This window comes from Bacillus sp. FSL K6-3458 (assembly GCF_038005045.1).
In the GTDB taxonomy this organism is placed as follows: Bacteria; Bacillota; Bacilli; order Bacillales; family Bacillaceae; genus Bacillus; species Bacillus altitudinis.
This window is the reverse complement of the sequence record NZ_JBBOSI010000001.1, coordinates 2769314-2787758: the sequence shown is the minus strand read 5'-3', so window position 1 is coordinate 2787758 and position 18445 is coordinate 2769314. Positions and strand designations below refer to the sequence as shown.

Below are 18445 nucleotides of genomic sequence, written 5' to 3'. Positions count from 1 at the left end.
TCTTTTTTATCACACATGATCTTATTTATGAAAACAATGATCTGTCTCAGATCACATATTCGTAATGCCTATTAACTCCATAAATTGTGACAGAGCACTGGTCATGTACGAATCACGTCGCCTGATCAACACAGTGGGCACGATCCGATGCGGTTCCGGTAATGGATGACAGGTAAATTTGCCTTCCCCCCGAGATTCAACCATAGATTTTGGTAATATAGTCACGCCCAGCCCGCTTTCAACACATTTAAGGACGCCCTCTAACGTACCATATTCCATGACCTTCATAGGAGGATAGCCGTTGTTCTCTAGCCACTTTTGCCATCGTCCTAAATAAATACAATGGGCGAATGACGAGAGCAACGGCTCATGTAAAATAGATTCTACCTGGAATTGCTCCGTGGAGTAGCTTGTAATGAGAACGAGGGATTCTTCCAATACAGGATACTCGATGATTTCTGGATGAAGAATTGGCCCATCTACTAACGCGCTGTCTACTTTGTAGTTGAGGATAGCGCTAACTTGATCGACTGTAGGTGCCATATACAAGCTCAATTCTACTTGTGGAAATTTTTTGTGATATTCTGTGAAAATGCTGGGCAATCTTGTAGATGCGGTGGACTCTATAGATCCAATGTGTAAAGATCCCCGCGGAGTAGAGGAAAGCTTTACTGCTTCTATCGCTTCTTCGTAATCGGATAGTAATTTATTTACATAGGGCAGCAGTTCACGTCCTGCAGGCGTTAAAGATATTTTCTTATGATATCGATAGAGAAGAGGTACACCTAACTCTTGTTCAAGACGTTGGATTCTTGCGGTGACATTGGACTGCACATAATTTAATTTTTGAGCAGCTTTTGTGATGCTTTGTTCAATGGCAACGGCTTTAAATACTTCCAAAGATTTAATATCCAAACTAACTCTCCTTTTTTGCATCACAAATTGTGATGATCTATATGCTATTTTTTGATTTTACGTGATCCAAAGAAGTATGTAAACTAAATGATAGAAGAGGTTGATGCTCATTGCGGCGTCCCTTTTATCTGATCGAGAGGAGAAAATGAGAATTTTTTAGCTGTGGCAATTAAAACAGACGTTTCCATTTAATAAGGAGGGGAATCGATTGATTACAAAGGTAAATATCGAAGAAAAATTTTCGCAAATAAATGATTATTGGAATCCTAGAATAGGTGGAGAGTTGAACGACTCATACATGAAAATGGTGAAAATGAAGGGTGAATTCATTTGGCATCACCATGATGATGAGGATGAAATGTTCTTTGTGTGGAAAGGCAATCTAGTCATCCGTTTTAGGGATAGGGAAATAACGCTTCATGAAGGGGAATTTCTTGTGATTCCAAAAGGAGTTGAACATCAGCCCATTGCTGAAGAAGAAGTTCACTTGCTCTTAATAGAACCCAAAACGACGCTAAACACGGGGAATGTGCTCAATGAACGAACTGTTTCGATTCCTGAACAAATTTGAAAAACTAAATCGTTAAAGATCAAGTATCTTAGGTGATAAATAGTTGAATGGTTGTTTTAGCTAATAACGAGGCTGCAATTGCTGCCTCGTTTTGTTGCTTCAATGATTCAAGATGAGCTGTAACGCATTTCCTTTCGCTACCTGAAATAGACTCTTCAGCAAGAATCGGTCTTTGGGTCAGTTCGTGCTTTCATCGATTCATATTCAGGACGATCAGATGCTAAGTCTATTTTGCCGAGTAAGCAATTGTTATTTAGTTCATCGATTCTTGTACCGGAAGTGCGCGTTGATCTGTCCTTCCAGCATTTTTTTCTTATATTGTCCGCTTTTTAATGCCTGTTCTTTTTTCTTCATGTCTTTTAAAATTTCCGCTGTCTGCACACCATCTTCCCGTTTATTGGCGATATCCATTAAACGTTCTACATCAGAAAAAGAATATTTCCGTGTGCCTCTTGTTGAGCGCTGGGGGTAGATGAGTTTACGTTCCTCATAATATCGGATTTGCCTGACGGAAAGCCCTGTTAATTCACTGACAATCCCGATTGAAATGACTTTTTTATCTTTATAAGATACATCTTCCTGCGTCATATCCTCACCCCTGCAAGTCTTTTCTTCATATTATATCGAACAGTCAGTAAAAAAACCTAACGTTTGTTAGATAATATAACACAAAAATGAAAAAAACGAAAAACAATGGAAGGAAAATTAACATATAAAGTGCAAATCATATCACGTGAACATATGATAATAAAAAGAAAAAATAAGGAGGAGGCGCACTTGATGGAGAAAACACAGATCATCCGTATGGCAAAAGAAATCATCGCATTAGATGTGAAGAGGGATGAACTGCTGGAGCAGTTCATGCAGGCTGCGGGTCAGAATGCACATGCTCTTCTTAGAGCCGTACAAAATGATTTGTATAAAAAGTCCTCATAAGCACCCGATCCATATCCATTGATAGGAGGGGAGAAGTCATGCGGCGTATATTAAAAGAAGCTTTAGCGAAAGAAAGACATTATTATACGAAGCAGCTTTGCTCACTTGGGGTGTATAGCCCTGATATGACCAAGAACATGACAATTAGTGACTTAAAAAAAGAGTATCATTTCTTTTTCAACAAAACAGATCGCTATCTTTAACATCCCTTATCATGTGCGTTGTCACATGAAGGGTTCTTTTTTTGTGTGTTTAATATTATAGCAATATTGGATTTTGTAGAAATTTGACGAATCAAATGTAAGAAAATATAGAGCCTTTACAGATTATGTTAAAATTTGTCGTAACATGATGGTTTGCTGGAAAAGCTTTTTTTCGAGATGATTGTGAAAAATAAGAAGGATTTTAAAAGTTTATATCGAAATCTTATACATAACACGAATGGAGTCACTTATGTGGTTGAAAGGGTTTTCAAAAACGTACTTCTATTTTTTACGAAAGGCTCCAACTGCACCGCAAGAAAGCCTTGAAGTTAAAAAAATATTATAAGAGGTAGATATGTGATGAGACTATCGTTTAATGAAGAAGAAGTAGAACGTTCAATGACGCTTTACAAAGTTTTTGCAAGGGCATTTAAAAGCGTTTCCGAACACAGTATTAGAGACAGCAAGGAGCATGGATTCAATCCAACTGAATTTGCCGTTCTCGAATTACTGTATACGAGAGGTGCTCAAAAACTTCAGCAAATCGGCTCAAGACTCCTGCTTGTCAGCGGGAATGTTACGTACGTAATTGACAAGTTAGAACGAAATGGTTTCATTGAAAGAGAACAGGACCCAAAGGATAAGCGGTCAGTTTATGCCCATTTAACAGATAAAGGGCGCAGTTATTTGGATAAAATTTATCCAATCCATTCTCTTCGAATTGCGCGGGCGTTTTCTGGTCTTTCGCGTGAAGAACAGGAGCAATTAATTAGTCTGCTGAAAAAAGCAGGTATTCACAGTCAGCATTTGTTATTTAGATAAAACGAAAAGGTGCCATGGTTGGCACCTTTTTTATGTATCCAGCTGATGAGCAGGATAGGCGATAAATTTTTCAATGTCACTAGCTGGAAGTGGCTTGGCATAATAAAAGCCTTGTAGATCGTCACAGCCCTGCGCAGATAAAAGTTGCGCTTGTGCAAAAGTTTCAACACCTTCAGCAATGACTTCTAGAGATAGCTGGTGCCCCATTGCAATAATAGCCCCTGTGATTTGCTCAGACTTTGAATCGCTCAAAATATCCTCGATAAATGATTTATCAATTTTCAGACGGTGAATCGGCAAATCCTTCAAATAGCTTAAAGAGCTGTGGCCTGTACCAAAATCATCAATACTAATACGGACGCCAAGTTGTTTTAGAGATGTCAGTACTTGTTTTGACTGCTTGATGTTGTCCATTGTCATGCTTTCTGTCACTTCAAGCTCAAGAAGTGATGGTTGAAGGTCGTATTTTTTTAGCGTTAGTTTGATCAAATCAATTAAGTCTTCAGAGTTAAACTGCTTAGCAGATAAATTGACCGCTACAGGGATTTTCAATTGCTTGTCATACCACAATTTTGCCTGCTTACATGCCGTGTCAATGACCCACCTTCCAATATCGATAATCAGGCCCGATTCTTCAGCAAGTTCAATGAAAGCCTCTGGTGATTTTAGAGAACCGTCTGGTGCTTTCATTCTTAAAAGGGCTTCAACACCTGTCATCTGTCTTGTTTTGGCGCTGATTTGCGGCTGATAATGAAGCACAAACTGCTTTCTTTGAATGGCATCTCGTAGCTCCAGTTCGCGATTGAGTCTGTCCTCACTCAATCTCTCCATAGATTCAGTAAAGAATTCATAGCGGCTTTGTTTATGTTTCTTTGATAAATACATGGCCATATCTGCTTTTCTCATCAATTCCATACCATTCTTACCGTTTTGCGGAGAGATGGCGATTCCAATACTAATGGATGTAATGAGCTGATGGTTTTGAATGAAAAAAGGACGTTCAAATTGGCGAATGATGTTTTTCAAAAGCTGTTCAATTTTATGTGTGTTATGCTCCATGTGAGGAAAGAGCATTAAAAATTCATCCCCGCCAATTCTTGCAATAAAGCCATTGTCAGGCAAACATTTGGTTAGTCTGTTTGCGGCGGCTTTCAACAGCAGATCGCCTATGTTATGACCAAGGGCATCATTAATAATTTTAAACCGATTTAAATCAAGAAAAAGAACTGCCGTTGACGTTTTTGTCTCTTCTTGAGCGGATAATACATCATTTAAATGATTAATTCCGTGACGACGGTTCGGAAGTTCAGTTAATGCATCATAATGTGCCATCACATGAATTTCTTTTTCAGCAATCTTCTGCTGGGTTAAATCTTTTAAAACGAGATAAATGCTGTCAAGTGTATGGTTGACGTGTACGGGTATGTATGTAACATGATAATAATAAAAACGATCTGCTGCTTTCAGTTCTGCTTCGCGCGTGATTGCTTTTTTTGATTGATAAATAAAGTCTTCCCACATCTCAGTCGGCATGACGTATTGACTCACATCATCACCAATCCAGGAATTGCACATTTTCAAAATGTGTTTGCCTGGGTCATTCGCCGATATCACTTTTCGATCAACAGATAACACGATAATACCATCTATATTATGTTTGATCAGTGATTGGAACCGCTGTTCATTTTCTTTTAGCTGATCTGATTGTGACATAATCCGTTGATCAATATAGGCGCCGAAAATCATGAGTGATTGGACGATAAGCGTCATCAGGCCGATGAAAATGGACAGGCTAAATGGTGACATTTCAAGAGAACCACCCGCAGCGACCTGACCATCTGAATGAAAAAACATCGTCGAAGACGCCATGCCAGTGTAATGCATGCCCGCAATAGCACCGCCCATCATCAGTGCACCCGCTATTTTTAACAGCTGATCTTCCCGCCTTTTCTCAGAGCGATGGAGCCGGAAAAAAAGGTGTAATGAAAAGAATGAAGCGAGCGCACCAATAAAAAACGAAAGAAAAAAGAGAACAGGGTCATAGCTGATGGTGACATTCGCCATTGATTCCAATCCGAGGTAGTGCATGCTGCAAATAGCTGAGCCCATCGTGATCGAACTAATCAAAAGTCGCCTTGTGGAAAGTTGCTGCTGAATACATATTGAAAAAGCAATGAAAGAACCGATAAAAGAGGCCAAAATCGATAAAATGAGTAAGGGTGTTTCATATGTGATACCAGAACGTAGATGAAACGCCATCATGCCAATAAAATGCATTGACCATATTCCCATCCCCATGATCATCGCACCAATGATCAACCATACTCTTTTCTTTGCGCCGCTCGACTGGATCACCCGGCTGGCTAATTGAAGAGCTGAGTAGGAGGCGACAGCGGCGACAGCGACTGACAGAAAGACAAGCCATCCGTTGTAGCTTCCTGTTAAATGTGTCATGTAAGAAAACCTCCTGTATCTAAAAACAGACATATACTTAATATATCGGATCAAGTGGCGCCTGTGTTCACTTTTCCTTTACTTAAAAAGGGCATTCAGCATTTTTTTGAACATTTTTTATAGTAAAATCAAATTTAATGTAAAAAAACGAAAAAAAGTGAATCGTTTTTGGTGTTTTATTCGTTTAATAGGTGGCACGGTACGATTTGCAAGCATAGCCTGTCAAACTGATTATGTGTGAAAGGGATTGATAAACATCGAAGATTTTATTATTTCATTAGCTGATGCCTTTAAGAATTTGTCGTACTTCGGCATCTTTCTTGCATTATGCATTGAATTTGTTCCTGCTGAAGTGGTGTTGCCTCTTGCAGGTTACTGGGTTTCAAAAGGGGACATGGCCTTCATCGGTGTTGTGGCTGCCGGTTCTATTGGCGGTGTGGCAGGCCCCTTGACCTTGTACTGGTTAGGGCGTTATGGAGGGAGACCCTTTTTAAATAAATATGGGAAGTATTTCTTTGTTAAACCTGAGTCACTTGATAAGTCGGATGCCTTTTTTGAAAAGCATGGCGGATTTGTTGCGTTTAGCGGCCGGTTTATTCCAGGGGTCAGAACCCTTATTTCCATTCCGTGCGGGATTGCGAAGATGAATGTGTGGGTTTTTTGTCTGTATACGTTTTTGGCGATTACGCCGATTACATTTGTGTACGTGTATTTAGGATTTGTCCTTGGAGAGAACTGGCAAGAGGTTGGAACCATTTTAGAACCATATGTATTGCCGATTGGAATTGGTGTGCTCTTGTTGTTTGTTGTCTACGTGTGGCTCAAACGAAGAAAAAGAAAAACAGAAACACCAACGGCTTAATCAGCGGGTGAAGATGAAAAGTCACCTGTTGACAATCCGGGATCTGTTGATTATGATATAAGTAATCTAAATATTCTTAATCCCACCAAAGGGGAGTAGCGTCCGGTTATCACCGGAAACAAAGTCGTCATTACATGGAATCTCATTCCATCGGCTTTGTTGGCATGATTTACATATCACATGTCTAGCAAGACCTTTGCCATTACAGGCAAAGGTCTTTTTTGCATTCATAAGCCTTTGTCTGTTGTGGGACAATAGATAAAAAATAAGGAGGAATGATGATGGATGCAGCAATTATTTTAGAGTACGGGTGGGTTCTTCTCGTATTGATTGGATTGGAAGGCATTTTAGCAGCTGATAATGCGCTGGTTATGGCTGTAATGGTCAAACACCTTCCTGAAAAACAAAGAAAAAAGGCATTGTTTTACGGACTTGCGGGAGCATTTGTCATGCGATTTGGTTCTCTTTTTCTTATTTCGTTTTTAGTAGATGTGTGGCAAGTTCAAGCCATTGGCGCAATTTATCTTCTCTATATTTCGATTCACCATATTTTAAAATCGCACGTATTTAAGAAAAAGGAAGCAGACACAAACATGAAACAAAGCGGCTTTTGGGCAACCGTCGTGAAAGTTGAGCTTGCTGACATTGCATTTGCAGTAGATTCTATTTTAGCAGCCGTTGCATTAGCTGTGACTTTGCCAGCAACAAACCTTCCACAAATTGGCGGGCTTGATGGCGGTCAATTTATTGTCATTCTATTAGGCGGTATCATTGGTCTAGTGATCATGAGGTTTGCGGCGACTGTATTTGTGAAACTGCTTAAAACGAGACCAAGCCTAGAAACAGCAGCATTTGTCATTGTCGGATGGGTTGGTGTGAAGTTGACGCTCTATACACTTTCTCATCCAGCCATTGGGATCGTGTCCTCTCATTTCATTCATTCAACATTATGGAAAATCATTTTCTGGACGGTCCTTCTCGCGATTGCAGCATTTGGTTGGTTTTTATCAAGTCCATCAAGAAAAGGCGGCCAGCAAAACGAGGAAAAACAAGAGATTCGGCTGGAAGAGTAGGTTTTTTGAAAGAAATATCATTTCATTTTCATAACACGTATATTACAAAAAAGGGGGGGATACCCCCTTATTTCTTTGCTTTTAAACGAAACGTTGTAAAGTAGATAAAGAAATACATGTCACAATTGAGTAACAGGAAATGAATTCCTCATTTCTTCCTTTGCGCTTCCCTCATAAATTAGCTATCATAAATGAGTAATATAGGGAGAACTGAGGTGAAACCATTGCTTAGCCTTTTGTTTAAAAAGGGAAAGAAAAAGCAAACATTAGAGCAGTCGGCAATCAACATCCAACAGGGTGATACCGAGCTGCAAAATGCATTAATAGAGCAATACAAACCATTTGTCGCTAAGACGGTTTCATCCGTTTGTAAACGATATATAGATGAAAAAGATGATGAATTTAGCGTAGGCTTAATTGCCTTTAATGAAGCGATAGAAAAATACTCTGCCGAAAAAGGCAACTCACTCCTTGCATTTGCGGAGTTAATTATTAAAAGAAAAGTAATCGACTATATTCGAAAAGAAGCAAGAAACGCGCCAACGGTTAAAATGGACCTTCAAGAAAGTGAGAATGGCGAATACTCGCAAAGCATGATTGAAGCAGAGCTTTCTGCAAATGAATATAGGCGTTTAATTGAACAAGAACATAGAAGAGAAGAGATTGAACATTTTAAAGAACGATTGAAAGTATATGGTCTTACGTTTCAAGAACTGCTTGAGCATTCACCAAAGCATGCGGATGCGAGACAAAATGCCATTAAAGTGGCCCATACACTCGTTAAGCACGATGAACTGAGAACCATTTTATTTCAGAAAAAACAATTGCCAGTCAAACAGCTGGAAAAGCTAGTGGAAGTCAGCCGCAAAACGATTGAGAGAAATAGAAAATATATTATTGCGATGGCGATCATTATGACAGGTGATTATGTGTATTTGAAAGATTACCTTAAAGGGGTGCTTAATTCATGAGAAGAGGCATTATAGTAGAGAAAAACAAAAAATATGTCACACTGCTGACCCCTGATGGACAATTTCTGCGGACAAAGTATGAACAGCAAGACTATGAAATCGGTCAAGAAGTGACGTTTCCGAATGAATCACGTCTCGAAAGAAAAAGAGCCGGTTTTTTTGACCTGCTTCGTTTACGTCCGTTAAATGCAGGAATTCTATCAATTGCAGCAATTATTGTCGTGATTTTCACTATGATGCCATCTTTCTCAAGTCAAAAAGCATATGCATATATGACGATTGACATTAACCCAAGCTTTGAGCTGAAACTCGATCACAATTATCAAGTGATCGGTGTCACTCCGCTGAATAAAGATGCGAAGCAAGTACTGGCCAGTATGAAAGATTTAGAAAAAAACGACATGACCAAAGTCGTGCAGGAAATCATCGATGATTGTGATAAAAAAGGATACGTGAACCACTCTAAAAGCATTTATATTTCAACTGTTTATGAAAACAAGCAGGATCATACATACAAAACAAACGTAAAAAGTAAAATCAGCACCATCTCGGGGGAATATCAAAAGCGCAATTATAAGCTGGAAACTGTGGAGGGTGACCTGGAAACAAGAGAAAAGGCACAAAAAGCAGGCATTTCAACAGGAACTTATATTAGAAATCAGGAAATGCAAGACAACGAACAAGAGGACGTTAAAAAAGAAGATGAAGATCCAGCAGATGACGAGGCTGTCAAAGAAGAAGAGCCGAAAAATGCTGATGAAGATCAAAAAGACGAAGACAAAAAAGAAGACATAAAGACAGACGGTAGCGATGAGATGCAGCCGGATAAAGAAGCTCCTGAAGGCGAAGACAAAGAGCAGAAGGAAGTTGAGAGGGAAGAGCAAGGAGCTGTTCAAAAGCCTCACCAAACAAGCCCTAATCTTGACAACAAAGAGAAAAAGGGAAAAGAAGAAAAGGATCGCTCTTTTGAAAAAGACAAAGAGCAAAAAAAAAATCACTCAACTGATCCAGATGAAAAAAAACATCCAAACGGCACATCACGTGGTGATGCTGAAAAGCATGTAAAAAAAACGACAGTGGTCAGAATCGTCCGTACAGCGAACGTAACAGAGATGGCGTCAAACAAAAAGGAAACAACACATCGCCCTCATACCGTGAAAACCGGGATGAGCCTACATATGAACAGTAAAAAAACGCCAGAATAGATCCGGCGTATTTCACCATGTCTTTATTTAGTTGAATGGCCCATTTGAGATTGCGCCTGCTGTACGAGTCTTTTTGTCATCTCGCCGCCAACAGAACCGTTTGAACGTGCGACTGTATCTGAACCGAGATTCACGCCAAATTCTTGAGCGATCTCGTATTTAAATTGATCTAAAGCTTGTTCCACTCCAGGAACAAGAAGTTGATTTCGATTTGCCATCACATATTCCTCCTTTCACCTCATGTTTGTTACGCCTTCTTATTTTGAAAAAAACAGCCTGCAATTATGCTGGCAATTGCTGCACAAAAAAGCCGAGGTGATGAAAGTCACCTCGGGCTCAGTTTTAAGCCTTTTTCAGCTGAAGCGTATTAAACATCATTTCTTGCGCCGTGCTTTGCAAGTGAGAAGTGAAAACGGAGAAAACGGTAGAACTGATAATGCCTTTAATCAAATGCCATTGCGGCTTCGTCAATTCTGTAAACTCTTCGTGGAGCTTGTCCGTCTGCTCTTCTGTCATTTCTCGTAAATTCGTTTCCTTTAATGGAAAATGTGTATGGTGATAAATAAAATCAAGGACGTGCGCATATGCTTCATAAAAACGGATGGGGCTGATAATATCATCCGTTCGATCTGTGATCGTATTAAATAAGGCAGATAAAATCGTACGAATAGCATCAAAATCAAATACTGATTTTAAATCCCGGACAATTAATAAAATAACGACTTGATCAATGGAGTACTTCTTGCCAAGCTCTGGATGGCCGATCATATCTTTAATATCGCGCTTGATCCAGTTTTGAATGGCTGTTGATTTAAGTGAAGTCAGCTCACACAAGTTGCCAAGCTCAACGATTTCGTTCGTTGAAAGCCCGTGCTCTGATTTTTGCTTGCGCCGTTCGAGTTTTTCAAAAAAAGAAGGGATTTTTAATTCATCATATTCATGTTCCTTTTCGCTTTTTACAGATAAATTCAAAAGCTGAAGCGGAGTCAGATCTCCCTCGCCTTTTAGAGAATACAGAAGTCTCGTCATGTCAATTCTCGTTAATTTAAAAGTCACCATGTTCCACCTCATTTTGTACGTCAAAACGTGATTATTCATCTAATTCAACATCATAATCTCTTTTTAATGAAAATGCAAAATAAACTAAAATAGGACCGATGCGTCACAATTTGTTCACTTGTTTGCGGATGCAAGTAGCGTAATCATTGAAATGACGAGGTTTTAGCCAGTATGATAAACATAGAAAACGATTCCTTTTTCCTTGCAATTTGAGACGTTTATTTTTATAATTTTATTAATAAGTTCAAATGAACTTAATATGACAGCGGAGGTTATGTATGGGTAAAAGAATATTTCTGTTTATATTAACGAACATTCTTGTTATCACTACGATTGGTATTGTCCTATCGGTTATTAGTGCAGCAACTGGTGTTGGTTCTTATATAGGAGCAGACGGAAGACTTAATATCCTTTATCTTCTTGTATTCAGTGCAGTTGTTGGTTTTGTAGGCTCGTTTATGTCACTAGCGATGTCTCGCTGGATGGCAAAAATGATGATGGGTGTGCGTGTGTTAAATCCAGAAAAGGATTCTTTAACATATGATGAGCAGCAGCTTGTTGACCGCGTTCACAGACTATCAAGAGCAGCAGGCCTTTCTAAAATGCCTGAGGTCGGTATTTACCAATCATCTGAAGTAAATGCATTTGCGACAGGCCCTTCTAAAAGAAGATCGCTTGTTGCCGTATCAACTGGATTGCTTCATGAAATGGATGATGCAGCAGTTGAAGGGGTTATCGCTCACGAAGTCGCTCACGTAGCGAACGGTGACATGGTTACAATGACGTTACTCCAAGGGATCGTCAACACGTTTGTTGTCTTCCTTTCAAGAATTGCGGCATGGATCGCAAGCCGTTTCGTTCCACGTGAAGAGCTTGTGCCGATTGTTCACTTTATCGCTGTGATCGTCTTCCAAATTATTTTCTCTATCTTAGGAAGCCTTGTCGTATTTGCTTACTCTAGACATCGCGAATTCCATGCAGACCGCGGCGGTGCGGACCTTGCAGGAAAAGATAAAATGATTCATGCGCTTCGTTCACTAGAGGCGTATACATCAAGAATTAAAGATGATGATCAAGCAGCTGTTGCTACACTGAAAATCAGTGGTAAAAGAAAAGCTTCTCTTTTCTCAACACACCCTGATTTAAACGAAAGAATTAGAAGACTAGAAGCAAAATAAGAAAGATCAAAAGACATTCTGCGTAAGGATGTCTTTTTCTTTTTGATGAAAAAGTAAATAAAGCACAAAATACCTTTAAAATCTTTTTTCTTTTCATTAAAATGATATAGTATTCGAAAAGAAAGATAAAAGAAGGAATAACCATGAATCCAATGAAAAAACTAATCGACCGGCTGTCGGCTTTTCAGCTGATTGCCCTTTATTATTTTCTTGCTGTGACCGTGTCGTTCATACTGCTCAGTCTGCCAGTGGCTCACCAAGAAGGAGTCAAATGGACATTTATTGATGCGCTATTTACAGCTGTGAGTGCTGTCAGTGTCACGGGTCTGACTGTTGTCGATACGTCACAAACATTTAGTGTGACCGGGATGTGGATCCTTGCATTTGTTTTGCAAATCGGGGGTATCGGCATTATGACCCTTGGTACATTCGTCTGGCTGGTTATGCGAAAAAGGATCGGCATTAAAGAAAGAAAATTAATTATGGCAGACCAAAACCAGAGCAACTTATCAGGAATTGTAAAACTCATGAAGCAGGTCTTATATTTAATCTTGCTGATTGAGTTTGTAGGTGGTCTGATTTTAAGTATGTATTTTCTAAAGTATTACGATGTGCAAGGCGCTTTTTTACACGGATTTTTCTCTAGTATCAGTGCCACAACCAATGGAGGCTTTGATATTACTGGGAATTCGTTAATTCCTTATAAAGATGACTATTTCGTCCAATTTATCACGATGCTGCTCATCATTTTTGGCGCTATTGGCTTTCCGGTACTTGTCGAAGTAAAGGATTATTTATTCAATCAAGACCGAAAACATGCATCGTTTTCATTGTTTACGAAAATTACAACGATCACGTTTGGCCTCCTTGTTGTCGTTGGGGCAATTGGGATTTATGCACTTGAAGCGCGGTTCACTTTTCTAGGAAAGAGCTGGCATGAAATCTTGTTTTATTCTTTGTTTCAATCAACAGCTACCAGAAGTGGCGGGCTTTCGACATTAGATATTACGCAATTGACAGAGCCGACACTCTTATTTTTATGTTTGCTGATGTTTATCGGGGCATCTCCAAGCTCGGTAGGGGGCGGAATTCGGACAACCACGTTTGCCCTTAATTTACTTGCTTTGTTTCATTTTGCGAGAGGAAATAAGTCCATTAAAATCTTTAAAAGAGAGCTTCATCAAGCGGATATTAATAAATCCCTCATGGTGACGATGATGGCCTTTATTTTAGTGTTTGGTGCTACGTTTCTGTTAACTTTATCAGACCATCATACACTTCTTGAAACTTTATTTGAAGTTTGTTCTGCCTTCGGAACAACGGGACTGTCGCTCGGAATTACGTCTGACTTGTCCGTATTTGGTAAGTGTATTATTATGGTGGTCATGTTTATAGGACGGATTGGAATTCCAAGCTTCTTGTATTTAATTGGCCGCCGGGAAAGTGAAGCGAATTATCATTATCCGAAAGAGCGTGTGATCATCGGCTAACCAGCATTCCTACTGAATGCTGGTTTCAGCGTGTAGACAAACCCTCGCATTCTTTGTCAGTCCTGCGTGCTGGTGCTCACGAATGTGACATTCGCTCCGCGCCAGTACTCGCCCTTCCTAGGGCTGCAAAGGTTTTCTATCACGCTGAAAAGAAGACAAAGAGTTAAAATAACGATCATTTTAACTCTTTGTCGACAATCAGACCAGCATTCCTACTGAATGCTGGTTTTTTATTTCCATTATATAACTGGCTAAATCACAAAGGATGTTCGCAATCTATAGGTAAGAGGTGAAAGAGACGTGCTGGATGTGTTATGGAAAGCAATTGTAATGCTGCTCGTTGGTACCTTGCTGCTGAGAATAGCAGGGCCTAAATCCATTAGTCAATTAACGGTTCAACAGACAGTCATCATGATTTCGATTGGATCGATTATTATCCAACCCTTTATTGAGCATAATTTACTTGAAACCATTTATGCGGCCGCCATTTTTATTGTGGCGCTTGTGATTATGGAAAAGCTGTCGATCCAATTTGATTTTTTTGAAAAATTGGTTTCAGGGAAGTCTGTGGTGATTTTAGAGGATGGAGAAATGCTTGATCACAAGCTGAAAAAAACGCGGCTGACAAGGGACCAATTCAAAATGCGCTTAAAGCAGCAGGGCATCACAGACATCAGCAGTCTCAAAAAAGCAACACTAGAAGCGAATGGGCAAATTGGATATGAGTTAAAGCCTGAGGAAAAACCAGTGACAGTCAAACAAATGAAAGAGCTGTTTGATCAATTGAGCGAAGAAATAAACATGTTAAAAAGGAATGATGACAAATGAAAAGAAAAACAGCAAAAAATGAAGCACTCACGAATAATATGACGCCTACAGAAAGCATGGCACACGATCAAGGACAAACACAATTTGACGAGCAATCAGAAGACCGCCAAGCGAACCGAAATTCTCATCAAGGTAAACAGGGGGGAACATCTCGTGACTAAAAAACATGTGAAAAGTAAAGATATGAAAGACCATAAAAAACCGATGAACCCCGATATCTTGGAAGAGGAATTTGGCAGCGAGCTAGGAGATATAAACAGCAGTAAATGGATTGATACCTTAATGAAGCCTAAAAAAAATGATGAATGTCACACTGAACAGAAAAACAAAAATAAATAGAAAAAAACGATCCTGAGAGATCGTTTTTTCTATTTAATATAACTGTTTTGTCTGCCAGTGATGGTTCGCATCAGACTGGTCATTTTGAGCTCGATGACTGGTTGTGCAACAGTTTTAACAAATGTGCTAGATAGGGTAAAGGTTAAGAGGACCGTAAGCAGCAATAGAATCAATACACTTGCCGTATTTAGAGCCCAATCATCAAACCAAGTCGTTCTTAAAAGCTTAATCACAAAGCCATGAAGTAAATAAACATATAACGTTCTTGTGCCCCATTTGGTAAAGAAGAACCGGCGTGTAGGGACTAATGCAAAGAAACTAAAGGTAGCAGCAAATGCAAGTAAATACCATGCCATTCGTTTCATCGCTGCAATGAGTCCTTCATCTCCAAGAGAAGCGTACGATTGTGACCCAAATAAAAAGGAATAATCGAATTCATAAAAATAGCAAAACATGAACACGGCCATCAGTACAAGAAGTGCAGTCAGTTTGCCTTTGCTTGTTCGGATAAATTCAAAGTGCTGCTTTTTTAAATAAAAGCCAGCTAAAAACATCGGCAAAAAGACAAACGTACGAGATAGGCTGAGCGTATCGCTAATGCTGTCCACATAACCGACAAGTAACGCCATCGATAAACTGACGATCATTGCCCAGTGGAATGGCAGTTTTGAAAAAGGAATGAGTAGTAAGTTCCAAAAGAATAAACTGATTAAAAACCATAAAGACCATTGCGGATCAATCGGATTTAAGTTAGAGATGCTTTGATCCTGTAAGAAATAATAATACACAGAATAGATGACCTGAAAAATCAAATATGGGATGATCAGTTTAACTGCGACTTTTTTCATAAAACCTGGTTTTCTAAAACCTTTGGCAAAGAAGCCAGACACCAATATAAAAGCGGGCATATGGAATGTATAAATAAATTTATATAAGTAGAGTATCCAGTCATTATCATGTATGAATGACCGTAACAAATGACCAAAAACAACTAGAAAAATCAGAAGAAATTTTGCATTATCAAAATAACTGTCTCTCGTTGACGTCATAACATCACCTTTCCTGCTTCTTTTCGAACATAAACGTTCTAAGTGCACTGTTCCCTCATTTGCCCCATTTTAAAATACAAATTGGCTCATTTCGCTATTTGATGTGAAATTGTAGAACGGTTGTAAAAGAAGCGTAAGAAAAGAGAATCGTTATACAATCGTGTCATCCAAATGAAACAAATGAAGCAAGCCTCGTGTAAAAAGTTCTCTTTTTTTATGAGTCGAATGAAGGAACAATGAAAATCTTGTAGAAATATTGTAGAGGAATGAGGCTGGAAAAGGAGTGTAAGAGAATGACTGAAACGCTCGATGGTGCGAAAAATATCAGAAAATTAGAAAAAGAGAACGAATATTTGCGAAATGAATTGATACAGCACAAAATGCTGTTAAATAAGACGTTAGATGCGATTTTTATATTTGATCAGCACCTCAACATTATCCAAGCCAATGAAGCGACATGCAGGCTTGTGCAAACACCGAAAGAAGACCTCCTCAATAAATCCGTTCTAGATTTCCTATACGGCATCCCGAAAAACAAAATTGACTGCTCGCTTGAGATTTTTTTTCGAAAAGGAACGTTAAAAAGAGAGATCTCCATTCAACTTGAAAATGGAGAGACAAAATATATTGAATTTGTGGCGGAGCACGACGTGGTGAATCAACAATATATTGTCGTCATGCGTGATATTTCTTCAAAGAAAATATTAGAGCGAGAACGTTCGATGAATGAGCAGCTGTTTAAAGATTTATTTGATCGAGCGATTGACGGTATGGTCATTTTTGATCAGGATGGTTGTATGATTGACGCCAATCACTCTTTTTGCCAGAGCTTTGAACTTCAAAAAACAGATTTAACAGACCGCTACTTAAATGAATTTGTTGAAGAAGAAAATCTTCCAGCGCTCCAGCAGCTCTTAACTTCATTGAAAGAAACAGGGAAAGCAAAGGGAGAACTTCCTGTTACCCTTCAATCTGGGCAGCACAAATTATTCGAACTGACCATCACATCCAATGTGATGAGTGGTTTTTACATGTCCATCATGCGTGATATTACAGAAAAAAGATTAATGGAAGAAAAGCTGCTAAAAAGTGAAGAACGTTTTAGAGAAATATTCGAAAATGCGATGGATGCCATCATCATTTGGGCGGATGATGGAGAAATTGTCAGGGCAAATGAATCAGCCTGCCGAATTTTTGAATTACCGATGCATCAGCTGATTGGCAAGAAACTTATGGATTTTCTAGTCAAATCTGATCGCAGATACCGGCCGACAAGAAGACGGTATATCAGGAATCTTGAAATCAGAGAAGAACTCCTCTTTAGAATGGCGAATGGCCAATTCAAAGAGCTTGAGTTCACCTCTAAGCATGCGGTATTAGAAGGGCAGCACTTAACCATTCTACGGAATGTCAGTGACAGAAAGCGAATGGAAGAGGAGCTGCGAGAAAGTGAGCTCAAATTCCGTAAAGTATTTAATGGCTCTATGGATGGCATTGTTCTTTTCGATAATCAATACCGGATTATTGATGTGAATCCATCCGCAAGTGAACTGCTTGGCCTCAAAGATGATCACTTAACGGAAATGAACCTTTTTCATATCCTTGCGCCATATCAAATTGAAAATTTGGCACAGCCAGCTCAGGCGATGTCATTAGACGAGATGGACAATGAAGTTCCATTTGTGCTGAACCATCCAGATCAACGTATTTTGGAGTTTTCTTTTAAACGAAATATTATTCATAACATGAATTTGGCCATCTTTAGAGATGTGACTGAGCGCAAGGAATTAGAGGAGCGGGTAAGAAAATCGGATACGCTTCATGTTGTCGGAGAGCTTGCCGCTGGAATTGCCCATGAAATTAGAAATCCAATGACGGCTTTAAAAGGTTTCATTCAGCTGCTCAAAGGAAACATTGAAGGGGAGTATTCGCTCTATTTTAATGTCATCACATCAGAGCTAAAAAGAATCGAATCCATCATTACAGAATTTTTGATTTTAGCGAAACCGCAGGCCATCATCTATGAAGAAAAAAATGTCGTGCAAATTGTCAAAGACACGATGGACCTTCTTCACGCACAGGCCAATCTTGGCAATGTACAAATGCATTTAGATGTGCTCGATGATATTCCGCTCATCTACTGTGAACAAAATCAATTGAAGCAAGTCTTTATTAACATTTTAAAAAATGCGATTGAAGTAATGCCTCAGAAAGGAAATGTATACGTGAGCATTCAAAGGAAGGGGGAGGAGCACATTGTGATTTCTCTTCGTGATGAAGGCTGCGGCATGACAGAGGATAAACTAAAGCGTCTCGGAGAACCATTTTATACAACAAAAGAAAGAGGCACTGGACTTGGGTTAATGGTTAGTTATAAAATTATTGAAGAGCATCAAGGAACCATTGAGGTAGAGAGTGAAGAAGGGGTCGGAACAGTGTTCCATCTCACGCTTCCACTCCGGCAGCAGAAACAAGAAGGGGAGCTTTAAT

20 protein-coding genes and 1 riboswitch are annotated in these 18445 nt (G+C 39.3%); of the genes, 14 read left to right on the top strand and 6 right to left on the bottom strand.

Going from position 1 to position 18445, the window contains the following annotated elements:
- Positions 1-51: 51 nt before the first annotated feature.
- Complete coding sequence (locus MHH23_RS14710; protein ID WP_160757952.1) at positions 52-915, bottom strand: LysR family transcriptional regulator; 864 nt, start codon at positions 913-915, stop codon at positions 52-54.
- Between the two features lie 208 nt (positions 916-1123).
- Here MHH23_RS14710 and MHH23_RS14705 point away from each other — a divergent pair, with 208 nt between their 5' ends.
- Entirely contained in the window at positions 1124-1486 is a 363-nt protein-coding gene (locus MHH23_RS14705) for a cupin domain-containing protein (RefSeq protein WP_084231747.1), read from the top strand.
- 258 nt (positions 1487-1744) lie between these two features.
- Here the strand turns inward: MHH23_RS14705 and MHH23_RS14700 are convergent, their stop codons facing one another.
- The gene (locus MHH23_RS14700) at positions 1745-2074 is read right to left on the bottom strand and encodes a MerR family transcriptional regulator (RefSeq protein ID WP_007498778.1); all 330 of its coding nucleotides are present in this window, start codon (positions 2072-2074) and stop codon (positions 1745-1747) included.
- A 192-nt stretch (positions 2075-2266) separates the two neighbouring features.
- Here MHH23_RS14700 and MHH23_RS14695 point away from each other — a divergent pair, with 192 nt between their 5' ends.
- The 3 genes from MHH23_RS14695 to MHH23_RS14685 all read left to right on the top strand — a co-directional run bounded on the left by MHH23_RS14695 (position 2267) and on the right by MHH23_RS14685 (position 3447).
- Entirely contained in the window at positions 2267-2422 is a 156-nt protein-coding gene (locus tag MHH23_RS14695) for a hypothetical protein (RefSeq protein WP_008346151.1), read from the top strand.
- A gap of 38 nt (positions 2423-2460) precedes the next feature.
- Complete coding sequence (locus tag MHH23_RS14690) at positions 2461-2625, top strand: hypothetical protein (protein ID WP_008346148.1); 165 nt, start codon at positions 2461-2463, stop codon at positions 2623-2625.
- A 357-nt stretch (positions 2626-2982) separates the two neighbouring features.
- Positions 2983-3447: a MarR family winged helix-turn-helix transcriptional regulator gene (locus tag MHH23_RS14685; protein WP_088004396.1), complete on the top strand. Its 465-nt coding sequence runs from the start codon at positions 2983-2985 to the stop codon at positions 3445-3447.
- 30 nt (positions 3448-3477) lie between these two features.
- Here the strand turns inward: MHH23_RS14685 and MHH23_RS14680 are convergent, their stop codons facing one another.
- Complete coding sequence (locus tag MHH23_RS14680; RefSeq protein WP_340959728.1) at positions 3478-5901, bottom strand: EAL domain-containing protein; 2424 nt, start codon at positions 5899-5901, stop codon at positions 3478-3480.
- 247 nt (positions 5902-6148) lie between these two features.
- Between MHH23_RS14680 and MHH23_RS14675 the strand changes: the two genes are divergently transcribed.
- The 4 genes from MHH23_RS14675 (at position 6149) to MHH23_RS14660 (ending at position 10012) form a co-directional block, all read left to right on the top strand.
- Entirely contained in the window at positions 6149-6763 is a 615-nt protein-coding gene (locus MHH23_RS14675) for a DedA family protein (RefSeq protein ID WP_039169164.1), read from the top strand.
- 78 nt (positions 6764-6841) lie between these two features.
- A riboswitch (yybP-ykoY riboswitch) is annotated at positions 6842-7012 on the top strand.
- Between the two features lie 32 nt (positions 7013-7044).
- Entirely contained in the window at positions 7045-7836 is a 792-nt protein-coding gene (locus tag MHH23_RS14670) for a TerC family protein (protein ID WP_039169162.1), read from the top strand.
- A gap of 215 nt (positions 7837-8051) precedes the next feature.
- Positions 8052-8807, top strand: a complete 756-nt coding sequence (gene sigI, locus MHH23_RS14665) for an RNA polymerase sigma factor SigI (RefSeq protein WP_268430924.1) — start codon at positions 8052-8054, stop codon at positions 8805-8807.
- Positions 8804-10012: an anti-sigma factor domain-containing protein gene (locus tag MHH23_RS14660; RefSeq protein ID WP_268430923.1), complete on the top strand. Its 1209-nt coding sequence runs from the start codon at positions 8804-8806 to the stop codon at positions 10010-10012. Before sigI ends, MHH23_RS14660 begins: the two co-directional genes overlap by 4 nt.
- 23 nt (positions 10013-10035) lie before the next feature.
- On the opposite strand, the gene MHH23_RS14655 is transcribed toward MHH23_RS14660, so the two are convergent.
- A complete protein-coding gene (locus MHH23_RS14655) occupies positions 10036-10230 on the bottom strand; it encodes an alpha/beta-type small acid-soluble spore protein (RefSeq protein ID WP_008346135.1) in 195 nt (64 codons plus the stop codon).
- Between the two features lie 124 nt (positions 10231-10354).
- Positions 10355-11071: a DUF1836 domain-containing protein gene (locus MHH23_RS14650; protein ID WP_268430922.1), complete on the bottom strand. Its 717-nt coding sequence runs from the start codon at positions 11069-11071 to the stop codon at positions 10355-10357.
- 278 nt (positions 11072-11349) lie between these two features.
- On the opposite strand from MHH23_RS14650, the gene htpX reads away from it, so the two are divergent.
- From htpX to MHH23_RS14625, 5 genes are all read left to right on the top strand, one after another.
- On the top strand, positions 11350-12249 hold the full coding sequence (gene htpX, locus MHH23_RS14645) for a protease HtpX (protein ID WP_008346130.1): 900 nt from the start codon (positions 11350-11352) through the stop codon (positions 12247-12249).
- Positions 12250-12392: 143 nt separating this feature from the next.
- Positions 12393-13739: a TrkH family potassium uptake protein gene (locus MHH23_RS14640; protein WP_007498761.1), complete on the top strand. Its 1347-nt coding sequence runs from the start codon at positions 12393-12395 to the stop codon at positions 13737-13739.
- Positions 13740-14039: 300 nt separating this feature from the next.
- Positions 14040-14567, top strand: coding sequence for a DUF421 domain-containing protein (locus MHH23_RS14635; protein WP_159145630.1), 528 nt, complete (start codon positions 14040-14042; stop codon positions 14565-14567).
- The gene (locus MHH23_RS14630; protein ID WP_178897130.1) at positions 14564-14728 is read left to right on the top strand and encodes a hypothetical protein; all 165 of its coding nucleotides are present in this window, start codon (positions 14564-14566) and stop codon (positions 14726-14728) included. Before MHH23_RS14635 ends, MHH23_RS14630 begins: the two co-directional genes overlap by 4 nt.
- A complete protein-coding gene (locus tag MHH23_RS14625; protein WP_039169158.1) occupies positions 14721-14906 on the top strand; it encodes a hypothetical protein in 186 nt (61 codons plus the stop codon). Before MHH23_RS14630 ends, MHH23_RS14625 begins: the two co-directional genes overlap by 8 nt.
- Positions 14907-14935: 29 nt before the next feature.
- Here the strand turns inward: MHH23_RS14625 and MHH23_RS14620 are convergent, their stop codons facing one another.
- Positions 14936-15955, bottom strand: a complete 1020-nt coding sequence (locus MHH23_RS14620) for an acyltransferase family protein (protein ID WP_007498757.1) — start codon at positions 15953-15955, stop codon at positions 14936-14938.
- A 293-nt stretch (positions 15956-16248) separates the two neighbouring features.
- Between MHH23_RS14620 and MHH23_RS14615 the strand changes: the two genes are divergently transcribed.
- The gene (locus tag MHH23_RS14615) at positions 16249-18444 is read left to right on the top strand and encodes a PAS domain-containing sensor histidine kinase (protein WP_024719640.1); all 2196 of its coding nucleotides are present in this window, start codon (positions 16249-16251) and stop codon (positions 18442-18444) included.
- Position 18445: the final 1 nt, after the last annotated feature.

Coding starts and splice junctions, on each gene's coding strand:
- MHH23_RS14700 (WP_007498778.1), bottom strand. CDS start 2,074: ATGACGCAGGAAGATGTATCTTATAAAGATAAAAAAGTCATTTCAATC.
- MHH23_RS14695 (WP_008346151.1), top strand. CDS start 2,267: ATGGAGAAAACACAGATCATCCGTATGGCAAAAGAAATCATCGCATTA.
- MHH23_RS14690 (WP_008346148.1), top strand. CDS start 2,461: ATGCGGCGTATATTAAAAGAAGCTTTAGCGAAAGAAAGACATTATTAT.
- MHH23_RS14680 (WP_340959728.1), bottom strand. CDS start 5,901: ATGACACATTTAACAGGAAGCTACAACGGATGGCTTGTCTTTCTGTCA.
- MHH23_RS14670 (WP_039169162.1), top strand. CDS start 7,045: ATGGATGCAGCAATTATTTTAGAGTACGGGTGGGTTCTTCTCGTATTG.
- MHH23_RS14660 (WP_268430923.1), top strand. CDS start 8,804: ATGAGAAGAGGCATTATAGTAGAGAAAAACAAAAAATATGTCACACTG.
- MHH23_RS14655 (WP_008346135.1), bottom strand. CDS start 10,230: ATGGCAAATCGAAATCAACTTCTTGTTCCTGGAGTGGAACAAGCTTTA.
- MHH23_RS14650 (WP_268430922.1), bottom strand. CDS start 11,071: ATGGTGACTTTTAAATTAACGAGAATTGACATGACGAGACTTCTGTAT.
- htpX (WP_008346130.1), top strand. CDS start 11,350: ATGGGTAAAAGAATATTTCTGTTTATATTAACGAACATTCTTGTTATC.
- MHH23_RS14640 (WP_007498761.1), top strand. CDS start 12,393: ATGAATCCAATGAAAAAACTAATCGACCGGCTGTCGGCTTTTCAGCTG.
- MHH23_RS14630 (WP_178897130.1), top strand. CDS start 14,564: ATGAAAAGAAAAACAGCAAAAAATGAAGCACTCACGAATAATATGACG.
- MHH23_RS14620 (WP_007498757.1), bottom strand. CDS start 15,955: ATGACGTCAACGAGAGACAGTTATTTTGATAATGCAAAATTTCTTCTG.
- MHH23_RS14615 (WP_024719640.1), top strand. CDS start 16,249: ATGACTGAAACGCTCGATGGTGCGAAAAATATCAGAAAATTAGAAAAA.